Raw genomic sequence first — 19974 nt, forward strand, 5'->3', positions numbered from 1 at the left:
TAACTAAATAAGAACCTCTCTGGTAAATAAGACGGCATGTACAAAAATGTGAAGTCTTATATACCAGAGAGGTTACTTCTGTTTTCAACGTTTATTGAGATTTAGGCGCATTTCTTTAGATGTTAAAAAAGTAGATGATAAAGATGGACGATGAATGTCAAAAGTTTGCAAAATGCTACAACATCTCTAAATCTTTTTCGATCGTTTTAGTGATCCCTTTAATAATTGCGGGGATAAACCCAGCTTCTTCCAATGCAACGACACCTGCAACTGTTGTACCACCAGGGGAAGAAACTTGGTCAACTAATTCCCAAGGATTTTCATCGCTTGCGAGGAATTTTTGACAAGAACCTAAAATTGCTTTGGCTGCGATCTCGGTTGCTGTTTTTTTCGGTAGTCCATGCAAGACACCAGTACGCCCCATTGCATCGATCAACATATAAATAAAAGCAGGTGAGCTTCCCGCTAAGCCGATAAATGTACTAAAATCATCTTCGGCTAAAGGATAAACGCTGCCGATCGCTTCAAAGATCTTTGTCGCTTGTGCCAGCTGATCATTTGTTGCTGCTTGGTTTTTACAGATTGCCGAAACGCCAGCACCGACACTCACATTGACATTAGGCATCACACGAACGATGGCTGCTTCTGGATCAAGCGCTTGTTCTAATGTTGCAAGTGATTTTCCTGAAGCGATGGAAATGAATAACTGTTGTTTACGGTGGTCACGCAAGTCATGCAATACCGATTCGATGATTTTTGGTTTTACTGCTAGGATGATGATCTCTGCTTTGTCAGCAACTTCTTGATTGCTCTGACAAGCAGTGACGCCTACTTTACCAGCAAAACGTTGTGCATTTTCATAATGTCCACTTGAGACAAAAATCTCTTCTTTAGCCACAAGATCATTTGCTAAGATCCCGTGAATAATTGCTTGAGCCATATTTCCTGTACCGATAAATCCGATTTTCATGTAATCCTCTCCTTTTGTTTTAGCATAGCTTTCTTTCTTACAATCTGCAAGTCAAGAGATGACCCCATCTGTGAATGGATTGGGGAGAAAGTGGTGGGTAGAAAACGAAGATGAAACGAGTGTTTTAGTATCACTAAAATTCGTATAAACGGTGTTCAAGAAGCAGCACTTCAATAATAAGCCAAAAAAATCAAAAATGAAAAAGCCATTTTCGATTTTTCTGTCTTATTACTCAGTGCTGACCGCTTCTTTCACAACCTCTGATAAACGGTGTTCAAGAAGCTGACCTTCAACACTAAGCTGAGAAATCAAAAAATATGAGGAGCTATTTTCTGATTTCTCATCTTACTGTTCAGGTCAAAGCGCTTCTTTCACAACCTAGATAAACGGTGTTCGAAAGCCAGCTCCTTCAATAGTAAGTCAAAACGTGAAAAAATATGAGAAGCTATTTTCCCACGTTTCGTCTTACTACTTGGAGCTGAACGGCTTTCTCACAACCTAACGTCCAAAGTGGAAAAATCAATCTAAATAAGATAACATGAATGTATACGTTTTAGAAAGTCTACAGGTGAGGATGAGTGCCGGTGAAAAATAAATTACAGATCATGATCCAGTGGGTGAAATCACATCAGTTGATTTTAAAACTGATATTCTTTGGATCGATCCTTGTTTTTGTGGCGAATCAGGTCGCCAATATTGCCCAAGGGATGAGTTGGCAAGATGTCTGGCACACGATGGAACAACAGCGTCATAGCACGCTTGCATGGATGATTTTAGCAGGATTGATCGGCGTTGCCCCGATGTTGCTTTACGATTGGGTCACGATCCGAGTATTGGAAAAACAAGGGAAACCTAAAATGAGTCGCAAAGACTTTTTGTTATCGGCTTGGATCACGAATACGATCAACAATTTGGCAGGATTTGGCGGAATCGTCGGAGCAAGCTTACGAGCTAGCTTTTATGGCAAGCACACCAATCGTAAAATGGTGCTTGCAACAGTCTCGAAAGTTGCTTTATTCCTGTTGACTGGGCTTTCTATCTGGTCATTATTAACGTTTATCAATGTTTTCTTTCTTCAATCTGATAGTGTTTTTCGCGGGTATTGGATTTGGTTATTTGGGGGTAGCTTTTTAGCGCCAATCATCTTCTTGTTTGCCTATCTGAAACGAAAAACATTATTTGCAGAATTTTATCCTAAAGGTTTGGTGGGTTTGTTCGCAGCTTCCTTTGGACAATGGACTGGAGCATTAGTAGTTTTCTTATTGATTGGGCGCTTGATGGCGGTAGATATTTCTTTATGGTCATTGTACCCGATGTTTATCATTGCCACATTGATTGGCATGTTGACGATGGTGCCCGGCGGTGTGGGGACGTTTGACGTGTTGATGATCTTAGGGATGAGTCAACTAGGTGTGCGGCAAGATATTGCGCTTGTGTGGCTGCTTTATTATCGCTTGTTCTACTATGTACTCCCATTTCTATCTGGCGTCATTTTATTTTTGACACACACAGGAGTTAAGATCAATCGATTTTTAGATAACATTCCTCGATTGTTTTTTCAAAAGATTGCTCATTTTGTTTTAGTGTGTGCTGTTTATTTTGCGGGGATCATGATGGTCTTGCTTTCAACGATCACCAATCTTTCGACGGTCAGTCGTTTATTTCAAATACTTTTGCCTTTCTCATTTGATTTTTTAGATCAGATGTTGAATCTGTTGATCGGTTTCTTATTGTTAGGTTTAGCTAGAGCTTTAGCGATGAAGGTCAAAAAAGCATTTATTCCGACAATTGCTTTACTTGCTTTTGGTATCATCAATACAGTGATGCGAACGTTGTCGTGGCAATTGATCGTTGTCTATCTTCTGATATTACTCGCGGTCTGGTTCTCTCGCAAAGAGTTTTATCGTAAAAAGTTTGTTTATTCATGGGGAGCTATTTTATTTGATGCGTGTTTATTTGGCTTTTTATTTGTTGTTTATGCCATCGCAGGCTATCATCGTGGTAGTTTTTGGGTAGGTGACTTAACTGCCAATCGCTTCATTCTCTTCCCTTCTGAAGACGTCTGGTTTTCTGGATTGATTGGCTTAGGGATCTCTTTACTGGCGTTAGTTGCTTTGTATCAGTACTTGGCCGCAGACACAGGATTTGGTGAATCTTTAGATCAAACTCGTTTAGATCGCCTTTTAACGACCTATGGCGGGACCGCAGCTAGTCATTACTTGCATTTACCTGGATACACTTATTTTTATTATCAGGAAGAGGATCAAGACCAAGTAGTGTTTGGGTATCAAATCAAGGGAAACAAATGTTTTGTTCTGGGTGATCCAATTGGTGATCCAGCTAAAATACGTAAAGCTACGCATGAATTTTTAAAGAAAGCTGATTGTTTTGGTTATCAGTTGGCATTTTATAAAGTTTCAGAAAGCTATGTCGTTATGCTTCACGAAGCGGGATTTCACTTTACGAAAGTTGGCGAAGCCGCCGTCACTGATCTTTCTTCTGATGCGCTTCAATGGCGAACAAAGCAAATCGAATTGCAACGTTTGACGAATGAAGGCTATCATTTTACTTGGTATGACGAATTACCTGAAGAATTATTCGAACCAATCCATGAAGTGTCGCAAAAATGGTTGGACGGTTCTCGTGAGAAACATTTCTCAGTAGGCTATTTCGATAAAGAATATCTCTTGATGAGCGGAATCGGTGTTGTTCGCAAAGAACAGCAAATCGTTGGCTTTATTACATCTCAACCGATCAATGGGCGTCAAGCAGGGTATGATCTGCTACGGTATCTACCGAATCAGCCGAATAGTCTAGGCGATTACTTGCTTGCCAATTTATTGGCTGTCTATCGTCAAAAAGGCTACGTAGAAGCGAATCTTGGGCTTGCTCCACTGGCGAATGTCGGAGAGACAGACTTTTCATTCTTGCAAGAAAAAGTGATGCGAATCATCTATAATTATGGTAATTTCTTTTATTCTTTTCAATTAGCCTATGAGGAAAAACAACGATATGTCACACATTGGGAAGGGCGTTATTTTGCGTATATGAAAGGAAGTAGTTTTACCTTAGCCACGTTGCAACTGTTCTTATTGATCGGTAAAGGAAAAGAAAAAGGAACAAGTTTAGCAGAAGAAGTTCTGACAGAATTGTAAAAATGATTGTAAAGCTGTGATGAAAGTGTTTACGTCTATTGGTGAAAGCTATACTTTTATTTTTCCCTATGATAGAATACTTTCGACTTAGACTTTTCGAATGGGTGAGAGGATGGAATTGATTGAAAAAGCACCAGCGAAGATAAACTTAGGGTTAGATGTGTTATATAAAAGACCAGACGGGTATCATGAGTTGGAAATGGTGATGTCAAGTGTAGATTTAGCTGATCACTTGTTCTTTGAAGAGCTATCGGAAGATCGAATCATTGTTGAGACGAATAAAGCATTTTTGCCGGTAGATCAGCGTAACAATGTGTATCAAGCCGCATTGTTGTTAAAAAAGAAATATCAAATCAAAAAAGGCGTAAAAATCGTTGTGAAGAAAAATATTCCTGTCGCTGCTGGATTAGGCGGCGGAAGTACGGATTGTGCGGCGGCATTGAGAGGCATCAATCGATTGTGGAACTTAGGCTGTAGCTTGGAAGAATTGGCTGAGATTGGTTTGGAAGTAGGGACAGATGTTCCATACTGTGTCTACGGTCAAACAGCGTACGTAGGTGGAAAAGGTGAAATCGTCCAATTGTTACCGGCAATGCCTTCTTGTTGGGTCATTCTTGTAAAGCCTAAAATGAGTGTTTCCACGCGAACTGTTTTCCGAGAAATCGATACGCAAAAAATCCAACACCAAGATATTGCTGGATTGGCTGATGCGCTTCGTCAACAAGATTATCAAAAAATGTTAACGAAAATGGGTAACAGCCTCGAAGACGTGACAGGAAAACGTCATCCGATCATTCACCAAATCAAAGAGCGAATGATCAAATACGGTGCAGATGCTGCTTTGATGAGTGGCAGCGGGCCAACGGTTTTTGCTGTTTGTCAACATTATTCCAGAGCCCAAAGAGTCTATAATGGATTAAAAGGGTTTTGTGAAGAAGTGTATCTTGTCAGAACGCTATAAACGAATAAAAGAAATAAGACCGTTCAATCAGGAGAAAAATGATTGGACGGTCTTTCGTATGGGGGTTCTTCTGTTTCATGGTTAGGAATAAAAAGGAATTGTCCCAGTCGCATGGTCATCAAAAACCAAAAGACGAAGCAAGCTATTGTTGATTTTTAATCAAGAACGAAGGAAAACGCTTGCGCTTATTGTTGATATGACGGTAGATTCATTCGTTTTCCGATTTACAGTACAAGTTTGATTTTAAATCAGAAAATCAGTTTAATCTATTGACTGTTTTTTTTTAATTTGGTACATTAATCCTCGTTAATAAATCGTAATATTACGATTTGTTTTGAAAGGAGCATATATGAAGAAATATTTATTCGCCGCATCTTTAGTTATAGGAGCTTTCCTATTTACAGCTTGTGGACAGACTACACAAGAGTCTGATTCAGACGAGTTGAATGTTGTTGCAACGTTTTATCCAATGTATGAATTTACGAAAGAAGTCGTTGGTGATACTGGGAATGTTGAGTTATTGATTCCCGCAGGTACGGAACCTCATGATTTTGAGCCAAGTGCGCAACAAAGTGCAAAGATTGCTGATGCAGACGTCTTTGTTTATAACAGTTCCGACATGGAATTTTTTGTTGATTCATTGAAAAATACGATCGATACTGATCAAACGTTGATGATCGAAGCAGCCAAGGGGATCGAGCGTTTAGAATCACAAGAAGACCATGACGAAGAACATGAAGAATCAGAAGGACATCACCATGATCATGCATACGACCCTCATGTTTGGTTAGATCCAACATTAGCGATCCAAGAAGTACAAACGATCGCTAAAGAGCTAGGCGAGAAATATCCAGATAAGAAAGATACATTTGAAAAAAATGCTGCGGCTTATGTCCAAAAATTAGAAGCATTGGACCAAGCCTATACAGAGGCACTAAAAGGTGCAGCGAATCGAACGTTTGTGACACAACATGCGGCATTTGCTTATTTAGCAAATCGCTATGATCTAGAACAAGTAGCGATCTCTGGTGTTTCACCGGATCAAGAGCCTACGCCTAGTCGATTGGCTGAATTAAAAGATTTTGTTGAGCAAAATAACGTTGAAGTCATCTATTTTGAAGAAAATGCGTCATCTAAAGTAGCAGAAACATTATCTAAGGAAACAGGTGTAAAACTTGAAGTACTTAATCCACTAGAGAGTTTGACGAATGATCAAATCAAAGCTGGTGAAAATTACGTATCTATCATGGAGAAAAACCTTGAGGCATTAAAAGAGAGCATAAAGTAAAACGAAGGGAGTCCTCTATGTGCGTTATATCGAAATAGCCGATCTCACTTTCTATTATGATGAAGAACCTGTTTTAGAAGGTGTATCCTATCATGTAAATGCCGGCGAATTTGTGATCTTGACTGGCGAAAACGGAGCGGCAAAGTCTACATTGATCAAAGCTTCTTTAGGGCTATTGAAACCCTCTAAAGGGACCATAAAGATTGCAAGTAAAAATCAGGACGGAAACAAATTGAGCATTGGCTACATCCCGCAACAAGTTTCTTCCTTCAATGCGGGGTTTCCTAGTACCGTATTAGAATTAGTACGTTCTGGCAGATATCCTAGAGGTCGTTGGTTCAAACGTTTGAGCGAAAAAGACCACGGACACGTCAAACGTGCTTTGGAATCTGTTGGCATGTGGGACATGCGTCATCGTCGGATCGGAGAACTATCTGGCGGACAAAAACAACGAATCAGCTTAGCGCGTATTTTTGCTACTGATCCGGATTTGTTTGTATTGGATGAGCCGACGACTGGGATGGATGAAGAATCACGAAATGAATTTTATCGTTTGTTGCGCCATAGCGCGCACGTTCATGGCAAAGCCGTGTTGATGATCACTCATGACCACGAAGATATCAAGCAATATGCGGATCGACAAATCCGTTTAGTGCGAAAGGAGGATTCTCAATGGCGTTGCTTTCATATGAATTCATGAGACGCGCATTTCTTGCGGCAATCTTTATAGCAGGGATCGCACCGATGTTAGGCGTGTTCTTAGTGATCCGTCGTCAATCATTGATGGCAGATACCTTGTCTCATGTTTCTTTAGCAGGAGTAGCCTTAGGGTTTTTCCTTAATCTCAATCCGACGATGACAACAATGGTGGTCGTCGTTGTCGCTGCTATCATTTTGGAATATCTACGATCTATGTATCGTACGTATTCAGAAATTTCGATTGCGATTCTTATGGCAGGTGGACTGGCACTTGCGTTAGTTTTGATGAATTTGAGTGGAGGGAATTCTGCCACGAGTATTCAATCTTACTTGTTTGGCTCGATCGTCACGATCACTTGGGAGCAAGTGCTATTTTTAGGTATTTTATTTGCAGTGATCGGTCTATTGTTTTTCCTATTCAAACGCCCGATGTATGTGTTGACCTTTGATGAAGACACTGCCCATGTGGATGGGCTGCCCGTTCGGTGGATGTCGATGCTGTTCAATATCATCACTGGGGTAGCAATTGCTGTAATGATCCCGATAGCAGGAGCATTATTGATTTCTGCTATTATGGTGTTACCGGCAGCAATCGGGATGCGCTTAGGAAAAAGCTTCAATGTAGTGATCTTTATCAGTATCATCGTTGGTTTTATTGGGATGCTTTCTGGATTGACTAGTTCCTTTTATTTGGACACACCTCCAGGAGCGACGATTACGTTAGTATTTATTCTTTTGTTCTTACTCGTTAATTTGAGCAAACGGATCTTACTAACGATTAGAAGAAAAAATAAATAAAAAGACCCAAGCAGGTGTCTATCTGAGACAAACAAATGTCTTAGATAAACACCTGTTTTTTTACAAATACCGAACTATTTTCTTAATTTTAGATAAAATGCTCGAATTTTCCCGAAAAAACTTATATAATGAAACACGATAAAATTTGTTGGAAAAAGGAGCTGGAATATGTGAAAGTACGTCGCAGTGAGCGTCTTGTCGATATGACACAGTATTTATTAGATCATCCGCATGAATTGATTTCATTAACAAGCTTTGCCGAACGTTATGAATCTGCGAAATCTTCCATCAGTGAAGATTTGGGAATCATCAAAAAAACATTTAAAGAACGAGGGTATGGAACGCTTGAAACCATTCCTGGTGCAGCGGGAGGAGTACTATTCATCCCAGAAATTTCCTATGAGGAAGCAAAGAAATACATTGAATCACTTGCAGAACGTTTGTCTGAACAAGACCGTTTACTTCCTGGAGGCTATGTTTACTTATCTGATCTATTAGGAGAACCTGAGCTATTACGTCAAGTAGGGAAAATCATCGCCTCAAAATATTTAGGAGAAAAAATCGATGCAGTGATGACGGTTGCCACAAAAGGAGTGCCGATCGCTCAAGCAGTTTCTTATTACTTGAACGCACCGTTTGTTATCGTTCGTCGTGATTCCAAGATCACAGAAGGGTCCACAGTGAGTGTGAACTATGTCTCAGGCTCATCTGAACGTATCGAAAAAATGGAACTATCAAAAAGAAGTTTGAAACGTGGTTCTCGTGTCCTTGTCGTCGATGACTTTATGAAAGGCGGCGGAACAGTGAACGGAATGAAGAGCTTGATCGAAGAATTTGAATCTGAGCTTGTTGGGATCACTGTATTTGCGGAATCAAAATTCAACGGACATCGTGCAATCAATGATTACACCTCTTTACTGTACGTCAAAGACGTCGACACAAAAACGAAAAATATCACTGTAGTACCAGGAAATTATTTCGACGAATAAAGCATTTTAATAACAGAAGTGTTATGGAAAAAGAAGAGATGATGATTGATGTCTCTTCTTTTTTGCGGTCTAATGGCCAAGAATGAACGATTAGTTGAAAAAAAAGGGCGACTGGGCTAAACTTAAAAGTAATAAATCGTAATTTAGGAGTGACACATTTGGATGCACGTTATGCAATCATATTAGCCGCGGGTAAAGGGACTCGCATGAAATCAAAACTATACAAGGTGCTGCACCCTGTTTCTGGAAAACCGATGGTCGAACATATCATCAACCGTGTAAGCGAAACAAATCCTGACCAAATCGTAACGATCGTTGGCCACGGTGCGGAGAAAGTCAAAGCTCAGTTAGGCGAACGCAGTGAATATGCGTTACAAGCGGAACAACTTGGAACGGGCCATGCGGTATTACAAGCTGCCTCATTTTTAGCAGGTAAGGAAGGCACAACGTTAGTCATCAGTGGCGACACCCCTTTATTGACAACTGAGACGTTGAATAACTTATTTGAATACCATCAAGGGAAAAATGCAAGTGCTACGATTTTGACTGCGCAAGCAGAAGACCCAACAGGATATGGAAGAATCATCCGTGACCATGTAGGGATCGTTGAAAAAATCGTTGAGCAAAAAGATGCGTCTCCAGAAGAAGCATTAGTCCAAGAAATCAATACAGGGACTTACTGTTTCGATAACAAAGCATTATTTGAAGCATTGAACAAAGTCGGCACAGATAATGCGCAAGGCGAGTATTATTTAACAGACATCATTGAGATCCTAAAAGATGCTGGAAATCCAGTTGCTGCCTATCAAACGGAAGATTTTGATGAATGTATGGGCGTCAACGATCGCATCGCACTAGCAAAAGCAAGCGAATTGATGCGCCAACGAATCAATAAAAAACACATGGTCAATGGCGTGAGCTTTGTTGATCCAGCCACCACGTATATCGATGCGGATGTAGTGATCGGGTCAGATACGGTGATTGAAGCGGGTGTCCAACTTCAAGGGCAAACGGAGATTGGCGAAGACTGCTTCATCGGGGCGCATTCTCGCATCGTTGATAGCAAGATTGGTGACCAAGTAGTGATCGAAAACTCAGTGATCGAAAACAGCATGGTCAAAAGTAAAGCAGATGTGGGACCTTATGCTCATTTACGTCCAAAAGCTGAAATTGCTGAAGGCGTCCATATCGGTAATTTTGTCGAAGTGAAAAATGCGAAAATCGGCAAAAATACAAAAGTCGGTCATTTGACGTACGTGGGCGATGCGACATTAGGGGAAGAAATCAATGTCGGTTGTGGTGTCGTTTTTGTCAATTATGACGGAAAAGCAAAACATCATACAACAGTGGGTGACCATAGTTTTATCGGTTCAAATGCGAATCTTGTGGCGCCAGTAGATGTTGCAGAGAACACATGTATCGCTGCTGGTTCAACGATTACCAACGATGTTCCTGAGCATGCGATGGCAATTGCACGTGCTAGACAAGTCAATAAAGAAGGATACGCGAAGAAACTCCCATATTCAAATTGATACTTTTTGTAAAACCACTTGATTTATTCGACAAATATGACTAGTATTTATTAGGTAGTAGAGTTGTGAAAAAGAAAGCGGAGGTCCTCATGTCCAAACATTACTTTGATCCAAGATTAAAAATATTTGCATTAAACTCAAATCGTCCATTGGCAGAAAAAATCGCTGCAGCTGTTGGGGTTGAACTAGGAAAATCATCCGTCACTCAATTCAGTGATGGTGAGATCCAAGTCAATATCGAAGAAAGTATCCGTGGCTCACACGTGTATGTTATTCAATCAACAAGTAGTCCGGTAAATGATAACCTGATGGAATTATTGATCATGATTGATGCATTGAAGCGTGCAAGTGCTAAAACTATCAACGTTGTAATGCCTTATTACGGCTACGCACGTCAAGACCGTAAAGCTCGCGCACGTGAACCAATCACTGCAAAATTAGTGGCAAATATGATCCAAAAAGCTGGAGCAACAAGAATGTTGACACTTGACTTGCACGCAGTCCAAATCCAAGGATTCTTTGATATTCCTGTCGACCATTTGATGGGCGCACCACTGATTGCGAATTACTTCTTAGAAAAAGGGATCCAAGGCGATGATGTCGTTGTGGTATCACCTGACCATGGTGGTGTTACTCGTGCGCGTAAATTGGCTGAATTCTTAAAAGCACCAATTGCGATCATCGATAAACGCCGTCCGAAAGCGAATGTGGCAGAAGTGATGAATATCATTGGTCAAGTAGAAGGCAAAACATGTGTCTTGATCGATGACATGATCGATACAGCTGGAACGATCACATTGGCAGCTAACGCGTTGAAAGAAGCTGGAGCAGTGAGCGTTTATGCATCATGTACACATCCTGTGTTGTCAGGACCTGCTTTACAAAGAATCGAAGACTCTGCAATCGAGCGCTTAGTTGTAACGGATTCAATCTATTTGCCAGAAGATCGCAAAATTGATAAGATTGACGAAGTAAGCGTTGGTGGCTTGATGGGTGACGCAATCAAACGTATCCATGAAAACAAACCAGTTAGTCCTTTATTTGAAACAAAAAGATAAAGGAAAACAAAAACTAAATAATTACAATCACAAAGGGGAGTCCATTTTGGGCTGAGACTGAATATATTCTAAACCCTTCGTACCTGTTTCGGTTATGCGAGCGTAGGAATTGTGAATGAATAGCTAGTGTGAAAGCACGAAGCTGTTTGTAAAAAAAACAAACTTGCTTCCTCCTTTGTGATGTCCAATTATAAAGGAGGAAGCTTTTTTATGAATAAGAATCATCGTGTCTGGATCGAGGGAACAATCGTCGCAGCATTATCTTTAGTGTTGTCGATGATTCCTCTACAAATAGGTAGTAGTTTTGCAATCTCGCTCGGACAAATCCCTTTAACTTTATTTGCTTTGAGAAGGGGTTGGAAAGCTGGTATGGGATCGGCTTTTCTGTGGGGAATCCTTCATTTTCCCATGGGGACTGTCTATTACTTGAGTGTCATCCAAGTGTTGATCGAGTATCCGATCGCGTTTACGTTTGCTGGCGTTGCAGGGATTTTTTCGCAAAGAATGCAACAAAGTTATCTGCAAGGCAATCGTAAGAAAATGGCCTCAACGATCATTTTAGCGACATTCGTTGGTGTGACTGCCAGATATTTCTGGCATTTTGTCGCTGGGGTTGCTTTTTGGGGGAGTTTCGCACTATGGGGAATGAATCCATGGTTGTTCTCTTTAGTCATGAATGGTGCTAGTGGGTTAGCTACTGGGATTGTAACAACTATTGTCCTACTAGGTATCGAACAGACCGTTCCTTCTTTATTTGTAAGCGAAGGATTGCAAGTACGAAAAAGCAAAAATTAAAAAAAGGCGTAAAGGCAGCTGACCTTTACGCTTTTTTAGTGGAGTTGACTGTCATTATACAAATGTGTTGTAAACAAAATCAGAAACGTTGCCGTCTAGTTGCCAACGTTGTTGAGTGGCATGATAGACGAGAACAGCTACCGGTTTTTCTTCCAAGTAACGTGTTCCTTTTAATTTCCAAACGTAATCTTCAATGACATAAATCGGGATCTCATACTTGTCATCGACCAAACCTGCTTGATCAAACGAAAAAATGATTCCTTCTTGCATTAAATTACGCATCTTTTTCAGTATCTCTACACTGATTTTTTCAACAGGGATCTCTTTTCGAAAGAATGATTTTTTTTCGTTGATTTTTCCCGCCAAGATCGTGCTTAACTTGTTGGCAAAAATCCGATAAAATTCATCTAAATAACGATAATAGGTTCTACCTAGATGATCGCTCAAATCAAAATAAACAAAGTTATTTTGTAATTTATAGAAAAAAGGTGAATGGAGATGTGTTTTCATATGACCAAAATAAAGCAACTCTGAGATTTCCAGAGGACTTAGTTCTTTTAACATCGTCAAATCGGTAAAATCGATCCATTTAAGATCCGTACTATTGTTACGGCTGCGCACTGTTTGGAAAAATTTTTGGATATTCTCAGTGCCGCGAATGACCTTCAAACCAGTATGTGATTCATATTCTCCGGCAGATGCAGAAGGGTCCAACAAAAGTAGATTCTGAGGGAAATGCACGATGCTATTTGAAAAATCATTGATAGACAGCCCTTTGGTCAAAACGGCGTTACTAGTTGTATCGATATGTACATATACTGAATCACTCATCATACTCCTCCTCCCCTTTGTCTCATCCCTTTCATTTTACAACATTTACTGAAAAAAAGCTTGTTTCTTTTATTTTAAAATTCGATTACAAAGTAACGATTAGTTTATGGACAAAGTATGGATAATGCGTAAAAAATAATCTATATATAACGTTGATAACGTGTTACTGTTCACGCGCGCCCTTTTTGGCTGTTTACTGATATAATAAAAGAAAAAGAGAAGCAGAGGTGTCTATGAAAGTCCAAAAAGTCTATTGGTCGGAACGTTATCAGCAGAGTGGCGTGCAACAAGCGAAACAACCTTTTGCCTTTTTCACTACCCATCAGGAAAGCCGTCAACATTTTTGGCAACAAGCAAAAAAACAACAGGCATGGAAAATCGTCTCGCAGAAGATGAACATTTACTTTTCTGCAGAAATAACGAATGAAAAACTGACCTACACAAACATATTGATTGAGGAAGATTATTGGAAATGGTCCGAAATTTTTGTATTACTAGAAAGTACTGTCCGTTATTTTTTCAAAAAATATGCTTGCTTCCACTTTGATCATCCTATCTCGTCAAACATGATCGATCGCTTTCAACGAAATGGTTATTCGGGGGCAAGTACATTGGGAAAGGAGCTGTCCTATCATACGGGACTTGTCTTAGGTGGAGGAGGCGCGCATGGTGCGTACCAAATCGGGGTCTGGAAAGCACTGAAAGAAGCAGATTTAAAAATCTCACTCATTACTGGTACTTCTGTAGGTGCCCTGAATGGGGCGTTGATCGTTCAGGATCAATTAGCCCAAGCAACCGAGTTGTGGCATGAGCTGTCGACCAATCAAGTATTAGCATTGCCTGAAGTGGCCTTATCAGAAGATTTAAGACAACGGTATATTCAAGAGGCGAGCTTGATGACACGCAGTGCAGTGGTCGAAGGCGGCGCTTCGATTGCTCCGCTGGAAGCATTACTTGAACAACACCTTGATGCAGAAAAAATCAAACAGACAAAACAACCACAACTATATACAGTTGCAACAAAAATCCCTGAATTTCAAGAAACAGTCACAAGGATCCAAGCATTAGCACCAACAGAAATCGCGGATTGGATACTTGCCTCTGCTTCTTTTTATCCTGCCATGGCTTATCGACAGATCGGCGAATCCAAGTATGTCGATGGCGGGTATCGAAACAATGTGCCGGTCGATATTGCGATCAAGCAAGGCGCGACTGAAGTCTTGATCGTCGATGTCCAAGGACCAGGGGTGGCTAAAAAATTCAAGCAACCAGATGCTTTAGTGACATGGCAATGTTGTTCAAATTGGTCTTTAGGTGGCTTCTTAGTATTTGAGCGACAAAGAAACCAATTGAATATCCAACTAGGTTATTTAGAAGCAAAGAAATGTTTAGGAAGCTATCAAGGAAACTGGTATACGTTTGAAACGGCAAAACCAGCTGAACGCTATTGGCGGCGTTTCTTACGTTTCTTATTCGAAGAGCTTCAGTTAGATCTAACCTTTTTCCACAAAGAAAAATTTTGGCGTGACTTGCGTAATATATATAAAGACAGGGTCACCATTGAAACATGCGGATTGGCAATGCTTGAGCTATTAGCAAAACAAAAATTGATCTTACCGAACAAAGTGTATACTGTCGAAGAGATGTTGCCGAGCATTTGCAAAGAAAATAAGATCGACGAAGCCTTTTTAGAAGCGATTGGGCAGTTGAACGCCAGTGAATGGCTGAAGTTTCGAAAACTCGAACGAAATGCTAAAATACACGTAACGAAGGAAAATAGACTTCACCAATATGTGAAGGAGAAAAAGTATGATCGCATACAACGGCAACTCAATACAGATGCGATAGAAACTTTGATGTATCTCTATCTTTATTATCTAAAGGAGGAACAACCATGGCACAAGAATTCTCATATGAGATCGTAGAAGAAATTGCAGTTTTATCTGAAAACAATAAAGGGTGGCGCAAAGAATTGAACTTAGTGAGTTGGAATGGCAGACCACCGAAATTTGACTTACGCGACTGGGCACCTGACCATGAAAAAATGGGTAAAGGGCTAACATTGACAAATGAAGAGTTTGAAGAGTTACAAAAAGCAATCAAAAATATGTAAAAGAAAGGACTCTGTCGCATGAAAAGCATGACTGGCTTTGGCAGTGCCATCCGCGAACAAAAGAATTATCAACTTGAAATCGAGATCAAAAGTGTCAACCAACGTTTTTTAGATATCCAAGTTCGTAGCCCGAAAGTATTAGGTTTTGTTGAAAATGAATTGAGACAATTGATCAAAACAAAACTTAGCCGAGGACGCGTGGATGTGTTTATCAATCTCACTTATCTAGGTGAACAAGAAAAGAAAGTGACGATCAATTGGCAATTGATCGATACGCTTTACACACAATTGACCACAGGTATTGAAGAAAGATATGGGGAAGCAAATCCTTTATCGATCGGTGCGCTGATCGAACGTTTTGCACTGAATGAAGAGTTTGTGACGATCGCAGAATCAACGGAAGAAGACCAAGAAATCCTTGCTCAATTAGCGAAAGAAACGATGGAAACAGCGCTTTGTTCCATCGAAGAAAGCCGGAGTAAAGAAGGCCAAGCGTTAGCAAAAGTATTTCTTCAGCAAACCGAAGAATTAAAAAAGGTCATTGATGGATTAGCAGGTTTTGTAGAGATCTACGAGCAAGAATTCCAAAAAAGATATCAAGAAAAAATCGAAGCATATCTAGGAGCAGAAGTGGAACAAGAACGCTTGTTGACCGAAATAGCGATTCTTTTGGAGCGTGGCGATATCCATGAAGAAATCGACCGCTTAGTGATCCATACGCAGAAACTGGAAGAACTGCTTGATGCAGACTATCCCATCGGTAGAGAATTAGATTTTCTACTCCAAGAAATGAATCGCGAAATCAATACGATCGGTTCAAAATCAAGTGCGATCGAGATCAAAAATCGGGTCGTTCAATCGAAAACGATTTTAGAAAAAATCCGTGAGCAAATCCAAAATATCGAGTGATTTTCCAGCCTGTCTGACTGACGAATTGTCTGTTAGGCAGGCTCGCTTATGAAATGAGGTCGGGACAGAAGTGTTCAGCCTCGAGAAATAAGACGGAATCCACGGAAATTGCTTTTCAAATTTTTGTGGATTCCGTCTTATTTCCGAAGAGGTTACTTCTGCTCCCGCCGTTTATTCGTTTTTTAGGTATACAACAAAAGTAAATTTTACTTTTGTCTCGGGCTCCTTAGTAGGAAGTAGACTAGCTTTTTCTAGGTTTTCTAGCTATAATAAAAAAATAGCCTTGAAAGTTGCAAGAAAAAAGTGCAAAATAAGCAATAGTATAAAAAAGACTAGTTGAAAGGACGTCGTCATGTCAGAGCGTGGATTATTAATCGTGTTGTCTGGTCCATCCGGTGTGGGAAAAGGCACAGTACGAAAAGCAATTTTTGAGAGTGAGGATAATGATTTCCAATATTCGATTTCGATGACGACACGCAAGATGCGTGAAGGAGAAGTTGAAGGAGTCGACTACTATTTCCGAAGCCGCGAAGAATTCGAACAAATGATCGCTGAAGGCGAAATGTTGGAATATGCAGAATATGTTGGGAATTATTACGGTACCCCACTATCGTATGTCAACAAAACCTTAGACGAAGGAAAAGATGTTTTCCTTGAAATCGAAGTCCAAGGTGCAAAACAAGTAAAAGAAAAAGTACCTGACGGCGTATTTATTTTCCTAACGCCCCCTGATTTAGCAGAGTTAAAATCACGAATCGTTGGACGTGGAACAGATGCAGATGAAGTAATCGAAGAACGAATGAAAGTCGCTAAGGAAGAAATCGAAATGATGGCATTGTATGACTACGCTGTCGTCAACGATGAAGTGCCATTAGCAGTCAACCGAATCAAAGATATTATTGCAAGTGAACATTTCCGTGTCGACCGTGTCATCGGAAAATATATCAAAATGTTAAAGGAGATGTAGTCTTATGATGTTAAAACCTTCAATCGACTCATTATTAGATCGCGTGAATTCAAAATATTCTCTAGTGATCTTAGCAAGTAAACGCGCCCATGAATTGGATGCAAAAGCACAACCAACAATGGATTCATTTGATTCAGTCAAAAGTGTTGGCCAAGCTTTAGAAGAAATCGAAGCAGGAAATGTGATCAGTGATCCACATCCTGAATTAAAACGTGAACGCCTACGCATGGAAGATGAAGAACGTAGAGCGCAAAAAGACCGTGCACAGCAAGAATTAGAATCTCGTATTCGCGACGAGCAAAAACTGTAAGAGCGCAACGATATTCGCGTTAAAATAGACAAAGCCACGAGCTTGGGAATTGTTCCTAGGCTCTTTTTTTCCTGCGTTAATTTTTTGTTAGGATTTGGCAGAAAGTAAGACAAAACAAGGAATCTCTAGTAAAATGGTCAAGAGCCATTTTGTGTTTAAAAACCAAGATGAAGAAAGGAGAAGGAGTCCATGACCGTTATTGCGGATGTGATTGTAGATGTACCAACGATGCAAACCGATCAAGCATTCACCTATTTGGTTCCTTCTGAAATGGAAGCGGCTATCCAAGTGGGCATGCGAGTGGCAATACCATTTGGAAACGGCAATCGCCAAGTCCAAGGCTTTGTGATGGCGTTGACAGCACAGGAGCAACCCCTTCAAAAAGAATTGAAGCCGATCCGCCAGTTGCTTGATCTAGCACCTGTGGTCAATCAAGAGCTGATGCTGTTAGCCGATTATATGAAAACGATCACTTATGCTTTCAAAATCACTTGTTTGCAAACAATGCTACCAAGTGTCATGAGAGCAGAATACGATAAACTCATTTATCCGGTCACGGATGAACCAGAGGTCGTAGCATTGTTCGCAGGCAGACAAGAGATTTCTTGGAAAGAGGCGGAAGAAACTGGGCTTTTACCGCAGTTGATCCGTTGGCGTAAGAACAAGCTAGTCGATATTCGTTATGAAGTCCATACAAAAAACAAAGTGAAAACGATCCGTGTCGTTCATTCCCTTTTGTCAAAAGAACAACTGGACAAAGCGTGGGGAACGCTCAGACAAAATGCCAAAAAACAAAAAGAATTACTGCTTCATTTGTCAGAACTGGAAAAACCGATGCCTGTTTCTTACTTCAAAGAAAAAGGCGTTAGCTCTGTCATCTTGAATCAAGGTAGAGATAAAGGTTGGTTGCGTATCGAAGAAGTTGAAAGTTACCGCGATCCTTATAAAGATCGTGTGTTTGAACGAACGACCGCTTTACAATTGAACGAAGAACAACAATCAGCCGTCCAACAGATCATTGAAGCGTGTCATCAAGAAAAAAATGAGACATTTTTACTTGAAGGAATCACTGGTAGCGGAAAAACAGAAGTCTACCTTCAAGCAATTGCTGATGTCTTGGCAGAAAAGAAAACAGCAATCATGCTGGTTCCTGAAATTGCGTTGACCCCTCAAATGGTCGAACGTTTTAAAGGTCGCTTTGGAGAATCTGTCGCAGTGTTACATAGTGGCTTATCCCAAGGTGAAAAATATGACGAATGGCGTAAAATCGAGCGTAATGAAGCCCAAGTAGTTGTCGGCGCACGCTCAGCGATCTTTGCTCCGCTTGAAAATATCGGGCTGATCATCATTGATGAAGAGCATGAATCCAGTTATAAACAAGATGAAACGCCACGTTATCATGCGAGAGATTTAGCGTTATGGCGTGGAAAATATCATCATTGTCCAGTCGTTTTAGGGAGTGCGACACCCTCCCTTGAATCAAGAGCACGTGCGCAAAAAGGTGTTTATCGCATGCTGCATTTGAGCCAACGCGCAAAAACAAGTGCGCAGTTGCCTGAGATCGAAGTTGTCGATATGCGCGAAGAGTTCGAAAAGAATCAAACATCGACTTTCTCACGATTATTGCAAGAAAAGATCCAAGATCGCTTAGAAAAACAAGAACAAACCGTTCTTTTGTTGAATCGTCGGGGCTATTCTTCCTTTGTGATGTGTCGTGATTGCGGCTTTGTCTTGCCTTGTCCAAATTGTGATATCTCATTGACTCTCCATATGGATTCACGATCGATGCGTTGCCATTACTGTGGGCATGAGGAAGCGATCCCGCATCGTTGTCCAAACTGTGGAGGCAACAAGATCCGTTACTATGGAACAGGGACTCAAAAAGTCGAAGAAGAACTACAAGCACTTTATCCGCAAGCAAGGATTTTGCGGATGGATGTAGATACGACAAGGAAAAAAGGAGCACATGAACGGATTTTACAAAAATTTGGTAATAAAGAAGCCGATATCCTATTAGGAACGCAGATGATCGCAAAAGGATTGGATTTTCCTGATGTGACCCTAGTGGGCGTTCTAAATGCGGACACCTCGTTAAACTTGCCTGATTTTCGTTCCAGTGAACACACTTTCCAATTGCTGACACAAGTATCCGGAAGAGCCGGCAGAGCCGAAAAAGCAGGGGAGGTCGTGATCCAAACGTTCAACCCGAACCATTATGCTGTGACCTTGGCAAAAGAACAAAATTACGAACGCTTTTATCAACAAGAGATGAGTGTAAGGCATCGTGGAGGTTATCCACCTTATTACTTCACGGTGAAAATCACGACGAGCCATCCTGAAGAACAAGTCGCAGCGAAAAAGATTTTTCAGATCGCCAGCCAGTTAAAGCAAGTACTAGGACCAAACAGCTTACTATTAGGCCCAGTACCTAGTACCGTTTTACGGGTGAAAAATCGTTACTATTATCAGTTGATCATCAAGTATAAACATGAACCAGCACTGGCTAATGCTTTGAAAGAAATCTTGGATCAAAGCCAAAAAGAACAACGACAAAATCTATTTGTTGCGATCGATAACGAGCCGCTGCATTTTATTTAAG

The 19974-nt window shown here is 40.6% G+C and carries 17 protein-coding genes and 1 riboswitch; of the genes, 15 read left to right on the top strand and 2 right to left on the bottom strand.

All coding sequences use genetic code 11. The annotated features are described in order from the left end of the window. Nucleotides 1-175: 175 nt before the first annotated feature. Nucleotides 176-970, bottom strand: coding sequence for a pyrroline-5-carboxylate reductase (gene proC, locus JZO83_RS09115; RefSeq protein ID WP_207115558.1), 795 nt, complete (start codon nucleotides 968-970; stop codon nucleotides 176-178). Between the two features lie 584 nt (nucleotides 971-1554). Between proC and mprF the strand changes: the two genes are divergently transcribed. From mprF to thiT, 9 genes are all read left to right on the top strand, one after another. Continuing rightward, nucleotides 1555-4125: a bifunctional lysylphosphatidylglycerol flippase/synthetase MprF gene (mprF, locus tag JZO83_RS09120; RefSeq protein ID WP_207115559.1), complete on the top strand. Its 2571-nt coding sequence runs from the start codon at nucleotides 1555-1557 to the stop codon at nucleotides 4123-4125. Between the two features lie 112 nt (nucleotides 4126-4237). Further along, nucleotides 4238-5086, top strand: a complete 849-nt coding sequence (gene ispE / locus JZO83_RS09125; RefSeq protein WP_206853183.1) for a 4-(cytidine 5'-diphospho)-2-C-methyl-D-erythritol kinase — start codon at nucleotides 4238-4240, stop codon at nucleotides 5084-5086. A gap of 349 nt (nucleotides 5087-5435) precedes the next feature. Then, nucleotides 5436-6374: a metal ABC transporter substrate-binding protein gene (locus tag JZO83_RS09130; RefSeq protein ID WP_207115560.1), complete on the top strand. Its 939-nt coding sequence runs from the start codon at nucleotides 5436-5438 to the stop codon at nucleotides 6372-6374. Between the two features lie 19 nt (nucleotides 6375-6393). Next, on the top strand, nucleotides 6394-7074 hold the full coding sequence (locus JZO83_RS09135) for a metal ABC transporter ATP-binding protein (protein ID WP_207115561.1): 681 nt from the start codon (nucleotides 6394-6396) through the stop codon (nucleotides 7072-7074). Next, nucleotides 7047-7871, top strand: a complete 825-nt coding sequence (locus JZO83_RS09140) for a metal ABC transporter permease (RefSeq protein ID WP_207115562.1) — start codon at nucleotides 7047-7049, stop codon at nucleotides 7869-7871. The genes JZO83_RS09135 and JZO83_RS09140 overlap by 28 nt, the downstream gene beginning before the upstream one ends. Nucleotides 7872-8041: 170 nt before the next feature. After that, a complete protein-coding gene (purR, locus tag JZO83_RS09145; RefSeq protein ID WP_206853190.1) occupies nucleotides 8042-8860 on the top strand; it encodes a pur operon repressor in 819 nt (272 codons plus the stop codon). Nucleotides 8861-9018: 158 nt separating this feature from the next. Then, nucleotides 9019-10392, top strand: coding sequence for a bifunctional UDP-N-acetylglucosamine diphosphorylase/glucosamine-1-phosphate N-acetyltransferase GlmU (glmU, locus tag JZO83_RS09150; RefSeq protein WP_207115563.1), 1374 nt, complete (start codon nucleotides 9019-9021; stop codon nucleotides 10390-10392). An 89-nt stretch (nucleotides 10393-10481) separates the two neighbouring features. Further along, nucleotides 10482-11450, top strand: coding sequence for a ribose-phosphate diphosphokinase (locus JZO83_RS09155; protein WP_019722356.1), 969 nt, complete (start codon nucleotides 10482-10484; stop codon nucleotides 11448-11450). A gap of 23 nt (nucleotides 11451-11473) precedes the next feature. Then, nucleotides 11474-11576: riboswitch (TPP riboswitch) on the top strand. Nucleotides 11577-11660: 84 nt separating this feature from the next. After that, a complete protein-coding gene (gene thiT / locus JZO83_RS09160; RefSeq protein WP_034688585.1) occupies nucleotides 11661-12245 on the top strand; it encodes an energy-coupled thiamine transporter ThiT in 585 nt (194 codons plus the stop codon). A gap of 54 nt (nucleotides 12246-12299) precedes the next feature. Here thiT and JZO83_RS09165 read toward each other — a convergent pair whose 3' ends face one another. Continuing rightward, on the bottom strand, nucleotides 12300-13076 hold the full coding sequence (locus JZO83_RS09165; protein WP_207115564.1) for a hypothetical protein: 777 nt from the start codon (nucleotides 13074-13076) through the stop codon (nucleotides 12300-12302). A gap of 233 nt (nucleotides 13077-13309) precedes the next feature. Between JZO83_RS09165 and JZO83_RS09170 the strand changes: the two genes are divergently transcribed. The 6 genes from JZO83_RS09170 to priA all read left to right on the top strand — a co-directional run bounded on the left by JZO83_RS09170 (nucleotide 13310) and on the right by priA (nucleotide 19973). Next, entirely contained in the window at nucleotides 13310-15001 is a 1692-nt protein-coding gene (locus JZO83_RS09170; RefSeq protein WP_207115565.1) for a patatin-like phospholipase family protein, read from the top strand. Next, on the top strand, nucleotides 14971-15189 hold the full coding sequence (locus tag JZO83_RS09175; protein ID WP_019722353.1) for a YdbC family protein: 219 nt from the start codon (nucleotides 14971-14973) through the stop codon (nucleotides 15187-15189). The genes JZO83_RS09170 and JZO83_RS09175 overlap by 31 nt, the downstream gene beginning before the upstream one ends. A gap of 18 nt (nucleotides 15190-15207) precedes the next feature. After that, nucleotides 15208-16098 (top strand): YicC/YloC family endoribonuclease, encoded by an 891-nt coding sequence (locus JZO83_RS09180; protein ID WP_206853204.1) that lies wholly within the window; start codon nucleotides 15208-15210, stop codon nucleotides 16096-16098. Between the two features lie 352 nt (nucleotides 16099-16450). Then, nucleotides 16451-17065 carry a guanylate kinase gene (gene gmk, locus JZO83_RS09185; protein WP_206853206.1) on the top strand — a complete coding sequence of 205 codons (615 nt, stop codon included), beginning with the start codon at nucleotides 16451-16453 and terminating at the stop codon, nucleotides 17063-17065. A 4-nt stretch (nucleotides 17066-17069) separates the two neighbouring features. Further along, nucleotides 17070-17375, top strand: coding sequence for a DNA-directed RNA polymerase subunit omega (rpoZ, locus tag JZO83_RS09190; protein ID WP_010734097.1), 306 nt, complete (start codon nucleotides 17070-17072; stop codon nucleotides 17373-17375). 189 nt (nucleotides 17376-17564) lie between these two features. Continuing rightward, nucleotides 17565-19973, top strand: coding sequence for a primosomal protein N' (priA, locus tag JZO83_RS09195; protein ID WP_207115566.1), 2409 nt, complete (start codon nucleotides 17565-17567; stop codon nucleotides 19971-19973). Nucleotide 19974 lies beyond the last annotated feature (1 nt).

It is taken from the genome of Enterococcus sp. DIV1298c, from assembly GCF_017316315.1.
GTDB classification, from domain to species: Bacteria; Bacillota; Bacilli; order Lactobacillales; family Enterococcaceae; genus Enterococcus_B; species Enterococcus_B mangumiae.